This window comes from Deltaproteobacteria bacterium (assembly GCA_016875225.1).
Taxonomy (GTDB): Bacteria; Myxococcota_A; UBA9160; order SZUA-336; family SZUA-336; genus VGRW01.
Genome location: VGRW01000105.1, coordinates 1 through 9,431 on the forward strand (window position 1 = coordinate 1; position 9,431 = coordinate 9,431).

General features: G+C 69.9%; 8 protein-coding genes. 4 read left to right on the forward strand and 4 right to left on the reverse strand.

From position 1 onward, the window contains the following. Nucleotides 1–135: 135 nt before the first annotated feature. Genes FJ108_16655 through FJ108_16670 form a run of 4 tightly spaced genes read right to left on the reverse strand, consistent with a single transcriptional unit; the run spans nucleotide 136 to nucleotide 3,924 of the window. A complete protein-coding gene (locus tag FJ108_16655) occupies nucleotides 136–915 on the reverse strand; it encodes an SDR family oxidoreductase (protein ID MBM4337519.1) in 780 nt (259 codons plus the stop codon). Continuing rightward, a complete protein-coding gene (rsgA, locus tag FJ108_16660; protein MBM4337520.1) occupies nucleotides 912–1,817 on the reverse strand; it encodes a ribosome small subunit-dependent GTPase A in 906 nt (301 codons plus the stop codon). Before rsgA ends, FJ108_16655 begins: the two co-directional genes overlap by 4 nt. After that, nucleotides 1,814–2,521, reverse strand: coding sequence for a gamma-glutamyl-gamma-aminobutyrate hydrolase family protein (locus FJ108_16665; GenBank protein MBM4337521.1), 708 nt, complete (start codon nucleotides 2,519–2,521; stop codon nucleotides 1,814–1,816). Before FJ108_16665 ends, rsgA begins: the two co-directional genes overlap by 4 nt. Further along, nucleotides 2,521–3,924 carry a glutamine synthetase gene (locus tag FJ108_16670; protein MBM4337522.1) on the reverse strand — a complete coding sequence of 468 codons (1,404 nt, stop codon included), beginning with the start codon at nucleotides 3,922–3,924 and terminating at the stop codon, nucleotides 2,521–2,523. Before FJ108_16670 ends, FJ108_16665 begins: the two co-directional genes overlap by 1 nt. A 44-nt stretch (nucleotides 3,925–3,968) precedes the next feature. Here FJ108_16670 and FJ108_16675 point away from each other — a divergent pair, with 44 nt between their 5' ends. The 4 genes from FJ108_16675 (at nucleotide 3,969) to FJ108_16690 (ending at nucleotide 8,828) form a co-directional block, all read left to right on the forward strand. Next, nucleotides 3,969–4,850 (forward strand): alpha/beta hydrolase, encoded by an 882-nt coding sequence (locus FJ108_16675; protein MBM4337523.1) that lies wholly within the window; start codon nucleotides 3,969–3,971, stop codon nucleotides 4,848–4,850. Next, nucleotides 4,847–6,244, forward strand: coding sequence for a CoA transferase (locus FJ108_16680; GenBank protein ID MBM4337524.1), 1,398 nt, complete (start codon nucleotides 4,847–4,849; stop codon nucleotides 6,242–6,244). Before FJ108_16675 ends, FJ108_16680 begins: the two co-directional genes overlap by 4 nt. Continuing rightward, the gene (locus FJ108_16685; protein MBM4337525.1) at nucleotides 6,226–7,473 is read left to right on the forward strand and encodes a CoA transferase; all 1,248 of its coding nucleotides are present in this window, start codon (nucleotides 6,226–6,228) and stop codon (nucleotides 7,471–7,473) included. The genes FJ108_16680 and FJ108_16685 overlap by 19 nt, the downstream gene beginning before the upstream one ends. An 863-nt stretch (nucleotides 7,474–8,336) precedes the next feature. After that, nucleotides 8,337–8,828 carry a hypothetical protein gene (locus tag FJ108_16690; protein ID MBM4337526.1) on the forward strand — a complete coding sequence of 164 codons (492 nt, stop codon included), beginning with the start codon at nucleotides 8,337–8,339 and terminating at the stop codon, nucleotides 8,826–8,828. The last annotated feature ends 603 nt before the right edge of the window (nucleotides 8,829–9,431 follow it).

Consider the following 9,431-nt stretch of genomic DNA (forward strand, 5'->3'; position numbering starts at 1 on the left):
TGCTCAGTCACACGCCGACCTCTTGCTCCCGCGCAAGCGTATTCTCGACCTTCAGGGCTCGATGGTCCGCGAGCTGCAACGGTCACACTGTAGCCCGCGCGGCTGCTCTCGCGCGCCCGGGATCGGACAGCGCGCCTATGCGTTCTTGATCGTCATGCCGCCGTCGACGGGGAGCGTGGCGCCGGTGATGTACTGCGAGGCGGGAAGGCAGAAGTTCAGCGTGCCGTGCGCGACTTCTTCGGGCTCGGCGTAGCGGCCGAGGGCGACGTTGCGGCGGGCGAAGATCGCCTTGTGCTCTTCGGGGATCGGGGCGGTCATGGCGGTGCGGATCGGGCCGGGGCAGATGCAGTTCACGGTGATGCCTTCGGCGCCGAGCTCGACCGCGAGCGCGCGCGTGAGGCCGACCACGCCCGTCTTCGCCGCGGTGTAGGGGCTGCCGAACTTGGTGGCGCCGAGCGCCTCGGTCGAGGCGATGTTCACTATCCGCCCGGCGTCGGACTTGCGCAGGAACGGCAGCGCGGCGCGCACCACGCGCACGTGCGCGGTCAGCATGATCGAGAGCGCGGAGTCCCAGCTGGCCATGAAGTCGTCGGCGTCGATCTTCGCGAAGCGGATCACGCCGGCGTTGTTGATCACGATGTCGAGCCGGCCGAAGGCGGCCGCGATTTCGGGCACCACGCGCGCGACCGCGGCGTCGTCGGAGACGTCCATCGCGAAGCCGCGCGCCGAGCCGCCGGCGGCGCGGATCTCGTCGACCACGCGCTCCACCGCGTCGCGACCGACGTCGGTCACCGCGACGTGTGCGCCTTCGTCGGCAAAGAGGTGCGCGGTGGCGCGGCCCATGCCGCTCGCGGCTCCGGTGACGAGTGCGGCGCGTCCGGCGATCGAGCGGGAGAGCTTCGTGAGTCGGGTCATCGTGGGGGCGATCCTACCACGGCGACCGCCTCGTCGAGCAGTCGGTGGTAGTTCGCCAGGCGCGCGGCGGAGAGCGCGCCCGATTCCACGGCTGCGCGCACGGCGCAGCTGGGCTCGGCACGGTGGCGGCAGTCGCGGAAGCGGCAGCCCGCCGAGAGAAGCTCGATCTCGGGGTAGACCGGGCCCAGCGCGCTCGGGTCGATCGGGCCGGCCGCGATCTCGCGCACGCCCGGGGTGTCGATCACCACCGCGTCGTTCGCGAGCCGCAGATAGGTCGAGGCCGACGTCGTGTGCGAGCCGCGGTCCCACTTGCTGATCTCGCCGGTCTCGAGCCGAAGCTCCGGCTCGAGCGCGTTGATCAGCGACGACTTGCCCACGCCGGAGTGGCCGGCGAGCACGGTCGTGCTTCTCGCGAGCTTTGCGCGGAACGCTTCGAGCCCCGCGCCCGTTCGCGCCGAGACCGGAAACACCTCGAGCACCGATTCGCAGGCGCGGATCTCGTCGGGAAGCGCGGCGCCGGGCTGCAGCAGGTCGAGCTTGTTCACCACCAGGATCGCCTCGAGGCCGCCCAGGTGCGCGGCGAGCAGGAAGCGGTCGACCGCGCCGGAGCGGAACGGGGGGCTCGCGACCGACGCGACGATCGCGAGCAGATCCGCGTTCGCGGCCAGAACCTGCTCGCGCGGCTTTCCGAAGCTGCGCTGCCGCGCGAGCACGGTGCGGCGCGGGAGCACGTCGATCACGATCTTGCGCAGCGGGTCGAAGCTCACCCGGTCGCCGACCGCGAGCGCCATCTCGCGGTGGGCGTGCTTTCCGACCAGCTTCAGGCTGATCACCTGCTCGCCGTGCACCACGTCGCAGCCGCCGCGCGTGACCGTGAGAACGGTTCCTTCCGCCTCGCTCACGGCGAGCGGCGCGCGCGGTCGACCAGCGCCGCGAACAGGCGCAGCTGCCGCGCGTCGTCGAGCGCCTGCATCTCCGGGTGCCACTGCACGCCGAGCGCGAAGGGGTGCGAGTCGAAGACCACGCCTTCGACGACACCGTCCGGTGCATGGGCCGTCACCGCCAGGCCGCTGCCCAGCCGGCGCAGCGCCTGGTGGTGCCAGGAGCAGACCGGGAACTCGTCGCCGCCGAAAATCTCGCCGAGCACGCCGGCGCGCTCCGCGCGTACGCCGTGCTGCGTCGGCTCGCGCGGCGGCAGCCGGTGCAGCACAGATTCGCCGTACACGTCGGGAAGGTGCGGCTCGAGATCGCCGCCGAGCACGATGTTCATGACCTGCATGCCGCGGCAGATGCCGAGCACGGGAAGATCCGTCCGCTCGAGCGCGCGGCGCAGCAGCGACATCTCGAACGAGTCGCGCACGGGGTTCACGCTGTAGACCGTCTCGTGGCCCGCGCCGCCGTACGACTCCGGGCCGATGTCGCCGCCGCCCGCGACGATCAGCGCGTCGATCGAACCGAGCAGCTCCTCGTCGGGGATCGAGCCCGAGACCAGCAGCACCGGCATTCCCCCCGCCGCCGCCACCGCGTCGGAGTAGCAGCGCGGCAGCGAGAAGGAGCTGCGCGCGCCCTCGGGTCCGTAGGTGGTGATGCCGATCCGTGGTCGCATCAGATCCGCTCGAAGTACCGCGCGCGTTCCCAGGTCGTGACCGTGTTCTCGAACTTCGACTTCTCGACGCGCGCGAAGTGCAGGTAGTGCTCGAGCACGTCGGAGCCGAGCGCGCCGCGCACGAAACTGGAGGACTCCGCGGCCGCGATCGCGTCGCCGAGCGTGCGCGGGATCTGCGGCACGTTCTTCGCGCCGTAGAGGTTTCCCGAGAGCATCGGCGGCGGCTGGAGCTGCCGCTCGATTCCGTCGAGCCCGGCGGCGATCAGCAGCGCGAACGCGACGTACGGGTTCGCGTCCGCGCCGGGAATCCGGCACTCGCTGCGCAGCGACGATCCGTGCCCGACGATCCGGAAGCCGGAGGTGCGGTTGTCGGCGGCCCAGGCGATCGCGGTCGGCGCGAACGTGCCCTCCATGAAGCGCTTGTAGCTGTTCACCGTGGGCGCGAGGAAGAGCGCGATCTCGCGCGCGTGCGCGAGCAGTCCGCCGAGCCAGAACCGGAAGGTCTTCGACGCGCGCATGGGGCTGCCGGGAAGCGGCTCGTCGCCGGCGAAGGCGTTCTTCTCGCCGGCCAGGTCCCAGAGGCTCGTGTGCACGTGCATGCTGTTGCCGGCCATCGCCGCGTCCCACTTGGCCATGAACGTGATGGCGAGCCCCTGCGCCGCGGCGATCTCCTTCGCCGCGTTCTTGTACAGCACGTGGCGGTCGGCCATCTCGAGCAGCTCGCAGTAGCGCAGGTTGATCTCCTGCTGGCCCGGGCCCCACTCGCCCTTGCTGAACTCGACGGGAATCCCCGACGCCTCGAGGTTGCGGCGGATCGCGCCGACCAGCGGCTCGGTCTTGGTGCCCTGCAGGATGTGGTAGTCCTCGACGTACTCGCCGAAGGTCGCAAGTCCCTGGTAGCCCTTGGCGCTCGCGCTCGCGTAGCTCTCGCGGAATGCGAAGAACTCCAGCTCCGAGGCGCCGAGCGCGAGGAAGCCGAGCTCGCGGGCGCGCGCGAGCTGGCGGCGCAGGATGGTTCGCGGCGCGACGTCGACCGGCGCGCCGCTTCGCTCGTCGAACACGTCGCAGACCACGATCGCGCTCTTCTCGAGCCAGCTCGCGCGGCGCAGGCTGGCCCAGTCGACCTTGCAGAGCACGTCGCCGTAGCCCTTCTCCCAGCTCGTGAACGCGTAGCCCTGGACCGGGTCCATCTCCATGTCGCAGGCGAGCAGGTAGTCGCAGACGTGCATGCCGTGCTCGGCGGTCTCTTCCAGGAAGTACGCGCCGGTGATCCGCTTGCCGACCAGCCGCCCGTACATGTCGGGCACGACCGTGACGACGGTCTCGATCTCGCCGTTGTGCACCAGCTCCTCGAGCTCGGCCCGCGAGAGCCGGCCGGAGACGCGCGATCCGTGCTTGGCCATGGCTGATCTTTACCCGATCGACGCGGGCCTGCCATCATGCCGGCATGACACCAGAGTTCCTCGGACCGACCTCGCGCTATTTCTGGTCGCACCGGCTGCGGCTGCACTACGTGGACTGGGGCAACGAGAGCGCTCCGCCGCTGCTGCTCGTGCACGGCGGCCGCGACCACTGCCGCAACTGGGACTGGGTGGCCGAGCGGCTGCGCCGCGACTGGCACGTGCTCGCGCCGGATCTTCGGGGTCACGGCGATTCGGCCTGGGTCACCGGCGCGAACTACGGAATGATCGACTACGTCTACGACCTGGCGCAGCTCGTGCACCAGAAGAAGCTCGCGCCGATCACGATCGTCTCGCACTCGCTCGGCGGCTCGATCAGCCTGTCCTACACAGGAATCTACCCCGAGAGCGTGGCGAAGCTGGTGGCGATCGAGGGCCTGGGCCCGCCGCCGGCGATGATCGCCGCGCGCGCGAAGCTGCACGTCCACCGGCGCATGACGGAGTGGATCGACCAGATGCGCGCGCTCTCCGGCCGCTCGCCGCGCAAGTACGCGTCGATCGAAGAGGCGTTCACGCGCATGCAGTCCGAAAACCCCAAGCTCTCGCCCGAGCAGGCGCGGCACCTGACGGTGCACGGCGTGAACCAGAACGAGGACGGCAGCTACAGCTGGAAGTTCGACAACTACGTGCGCGCGTTCTCGCCCTACTCGTTCAACGCCGACGAGGCGCGCGAGCTCTGGGGCCGGATCACCTGTCCGACGCTGCTGATCCGCGGAACGGAGAGCTGGGCGAGCGACCCGGTGAAGGACGGCCGCGCCAGTCACTTCCGCAACGCCAAGGTGGTGAACGTCGAGAAGGCGGGTCACTGGGTGCACCACGATCAGCTCGAGAAGTTCCTCGAGGTGCTCGGGGAGTTCCTCGCGGCATGAGCGACGCCGCCGCGGCGCTGCGGCAGCTCTGGTCGCTCGCGGGCGGCGATCCGGACGCGCTTTCGCGGATGAGCCTGGCCGGCGGCGACCCGGTGCTGCCGTCGTCGTTCCGGATCGCGACCGCGGCGCAGGCTTCGATCGCCGCCGCGGGGCTCGCGGCGGCGGAGCTGTGGCGGCTGCGGACCGGGCGCGCGCAAGCCGTGACTGTCGACGCGCGCGCGGCCGCGATCGAGTTCCGCAGCGAGCGCTACCTGCGCGTCGAGGGTCGCGCGCCCGCCGCGCTCTGGGATCCGATCGCCGGGCTGTACCGGACGCGCGACGGCGGCACGGTGCGCCTGCACACGAACTTCGCGCACCACCGCGCGCGCGTGATCGCGCTGCTCGGCTGCGCGGACGACCGCGAGGCCGTGCAGCAGGCGCTCTCCAGCTGGGACGCGGAGAAGTTCGAGAGCGAGGCGAGCGCCGCGGGCTGCGTCGTCGCGATGCTGCGAGAGCACGAGACGTGGTCGCGGCACCCGCAGGCGCGCGCGCTCGAGGCCCTGCCCGTCTTCACGATCGAGCGGATTGGCGACGCGGCGCCGCGGGCGCTCGGCGCGGGCGAGCGGCCGCTCTCGGGACTGCGCGTGCTCGACCTGACGCGGGTGATCGCCGGGCCGGTCTGCGGCCGCACGCTCGCCGCGCACGGCGCGGACGTGCTGCGCATCGCGTCGCCAGCGCTCCCGTCGATCGAGTGGCTGGTGATCGACTCCGGGCGCGGCAAGCGCTCCGCGTTCGTCGATCTCGAGACCGCCGACGGACGTGCGTCGCTCTCGCGCCTGCTCGAGCGCGCGGACGTCTTCGCGCAGGGCTACCGGCCGGGCGCGATCGCGCGGCACGGCTTCTCGCCCGAGGACGCGGCGCGGATCCGACCCGGAATCGTGTACGTCTCGCTCTCGGCCTACGGCCACGTCGGGCCGTGGTCGGAAAAGCGCGGCTTCGACTCGCTGGTGCAGACCGCCACCGGCTTCAATTGCGACGAGGGCCGCGCCGCGGGAATCGACGGGCCGAAGGAGCTTCCCGCGCAGGCGCTCGACCACGCCTCCGGGCAGCTCATGGCGTTCGGCGCGCTGATGGCGCGGCTGCGCCAGGCACGCGAGGGCGGGAGCTGGCACGTGCGCGTGTCGCTGGCGCAGACGGGCGGCTGGATCCGCAGCCTGGGCCGCGTCGACGGCGGGCTCGGCGCGCGCGACCTGGCGCTCGAAGACGTCGCCGATCGCATCGACGAGAGCGACGCCGCGTTCGGCCGGCTTCGCGCCGTGCGCCACGCAGCCGAGCTCTCGGAGACCCCGCCGCGCTACGCGCGTCCGGCCGCGAAGCTCGGCACGCACGAACCGATATGGGAGGACGAGTCATGAGCGAGAAATACCTGCTCGAAGGCATCCGCGTCGTGGAGCTCGCGACGTTCGTGTTCGCGCCCGCGGCCGGCACGATCCTGGGCGACTTCGGCGCCGAGGTCGTGCACATCGAGCACCCGCAGATCGGCGACGCGTACCGCTACCTGCCGCAGCTGAAGCCGCTGCCAGAGTGCGACGAGAACTACTGCTGGATCCTGACCTCGCGCGGCAAGAAGTCGATCGCGCTCGACGTGCGGCGCCCCGAGGGCCGCGCGGTCGCGATGGACCTGGTGCGCGGCGCGGACGTGTTCATCACCAACCTGCACCCGTCGGTGCTGGCCAAGCTCGGCATGCGCTACGAGGACGTCGCGCCCGCGAACCCGCGCCTGATCTACGCGCACGCGACCGGCTACGGCGACGCGGGCGAAGAGGTCGAGAAGCCCGGCTACGACGCGACCGCCTGGTGGGCGCGCTCGGGCCTGATGGACTCCGTGCGCCCGGGCGGCGGCGACTTCGGCTTCGCGACCGCGGGAATGGGCGACAACCCCAGCGCCGCGGCGCTCTTCGGCGCGATCGCCCTCGCGCTCTTCGACCGCGAGCGCACCGGCCGCGGCCGCCGCGTGCGCACGTCGCTGATCGCAAACGGCGCATGGTCGAACTCACTCCTCATCCAAGCCGCGCTCTGCGGCGGCAAGACCTACCAGGTGCCGCCGCGCTCGCAGTCACTGAACGCCCTGGTCAACAGCTACGTCTGCGCCGACGACCGCGGCCTGTATCTGGCCATGGTGCAAGAAGCCGTCGAGTGGTCGCGCTTAACCGACGCGATCGGCCGGCCCGACCTGCGCAGCGACCCGCGCTTCGCCGAGCTCGCCCCGCGCCGCGCGAACGCCCCCGCCCTGGTCGAAATCCTCGACCCGATCTTCGCCGCGCACCCCCTCTCGCACTGGCGCGCCGAGCTCGACCGCCACGGCGTCACGTTCGGCATCATCGCCCGAATCGACGACCTGCCCGACGACCCGCAGATGATCGCAAACGGCGTCTTCCGCCCCGTCGTCGGCCCGGGAGTCCGCCCCGGCCTGCGCACCGTCGACAGCCCCATCCACCTCGACGGCGCCCCCAAACGCCCCGCCACCCGCGCCCCCGAAATCGGCGAGCACGGGCGAGAGCTGCTCACGCGGCTCGGATATTCGCGCGAGCGGATCGACGCGCTGGTGCGCGACGGGGTGCTGCGGGAGCCAACCGCGAGCTAGCGGCGCTTGTCGGACTGGCCGATCGCTGCGCCCAGGAAGCCGGCCCGCCGGGTCGACGGCCTGTCGGCTCGACGTGACCTGCGTCGAGTCACTTTCCCCGGATCGCTCGCACAGCACGCCCGGCCCGAATCTGCCCCGCAAGCAAGCTCCGGTAACTGTTACCAGAGATCGATGGCGGAAGAGAACCCAGGAAGGACGAGAACCTGGTTGACCTTCCGGCCACCGCGCGAAACGATATCAACGCGCTCGGCCAGGGGGCCGGGTGCCGGACAATACTTGTTGGGCAGCCGCGGAGGCTTCATGCGAACCCGAAGAGTCGACACCGCCCACTTCGCCGGCATCGCGCTCGCATTTTGCATTCTCGCAGCCGTGGTCATGACTTCCTGCGCGACAGCCGGTGGCTACGAGAAGATGCTCAACTCGTGGGTCGGCGCTGACGTCTCAAGGTTGATCGAATCGTGGGGCCCGCCGAGCAGCACCTACCCACTTCCGGACGGGCGCACGATGTACACATGGGACTCCCACGGCGGCGCCGTCGCTGTACCTGTGGGCAATATGGCGGTGGCCGTACCTCGCACATGCAAGACGACCTTCACCGTCGATGAATCAAGAACCATCCTCTCATGGCGATACGAAGGCAACATGTGCAAGCAGTAGTCACTGGATCAGAGCGTGCCGTTACGCTCCACCTCCTTTGTCCCATTGAAAGAGCGCTGCCCAACAAGGCGCTGCAGCTGACCGTCAAGGGCCGCGCTCCGATCGGCCGTAGTAGGGTCTGGCAACGAACATCGGTGCTCCGGTCCGCCACGGTGGCGGCCCTTGCCGGCAGCTGAGCGCCGATCCGTTAGCCGGATGAGGGGTTCATGGCTGGGAACCACCTCGAGTCCCTCGTCGCCGAGTGGCACGAGTTCCAAGGCTACTTCGTGCGTCGGAACATCCAAGTCGGGAAGCGACCCGCTGGCGGCTACGAGTGCGAACTCGATGTGGTGGCTTTTCATCCGGGTCTGAAGCGGCTCGTACACATCGAACCGTCTCTCGATGCGTCGAGCTGGGCCGTCCGGGAGCAGCGCTACGCCAAGAAGTTCGCGGCAGGGCGCAAGTACATTCCTGCGCTGTTCGACGGCGTTGATGTCCCGTCAGAGATCGACCAGATAGGTCTCTTCGTCTACGGGGGAGGGGAGTCCGGAAGACCGCTTTCTGGTGGTCGCGTCTTGTTCGCACGCGACTTCCTGATTGAGATCAGGTCCGGCCTTGTGGGCCGCCGCTTAGCCAAGGCGGCAGTTCCAGAGGAGTTTCCGCTGCTGCGCACCCTTCAGTTTGCCGTCGAGTTCTGGGATCCGAAGGCAACCGGCTAACACCTATCAGGCCCGGTGGCGTCAAGTGACGGAGACCGTCCGTCCGGCAGCGTGGCGATGCGCCGTCGGTGAGTTCGCGATCGCGTGTTTCTCTTCGCGGCTCTCTGGCTTCGTTTCGAATGCTGGTGCGAGTCGAGGACTCTGCACCCAACACCTATCGAGGCTCGCTCTCCGGCTAGCGGAGATGCGGGAGCGTTGCGCTCTCGCGGCCTAGAAACTCATTGGTGCCCTCGTACCGTCCTCTTCAAGGGGTCGACGTCACCTGCGTGCGTTCGTTGTCGCCAGGCTCGGGGGAGGGGCAGAGTCGCTCTGCGAAAGGAAGTTGATTTCGTTCGCTTGGAGCACGAGCGGGTGTCCAATCAAGCGCGGGGGCTGCCGGACCATCGGCTCACGATCGAAGCCTGCGATCGAGACGTGCTCGGTCCATCGGGGCTCGAGTTAGAAGACGGGCTCACCCGCTCCCTCGGTGGCCACCCAAAACCGGCCAGTGAGGGCGGGCTGAAAACCGGCCAGTCGAAGGGAGCGCGTCCGGGACGTTGACAGCGCGGGGCCCGATCGGGTCCACCGCGCGGATGAGCAACGTCTTGGCGAAAGAGAAGCGAG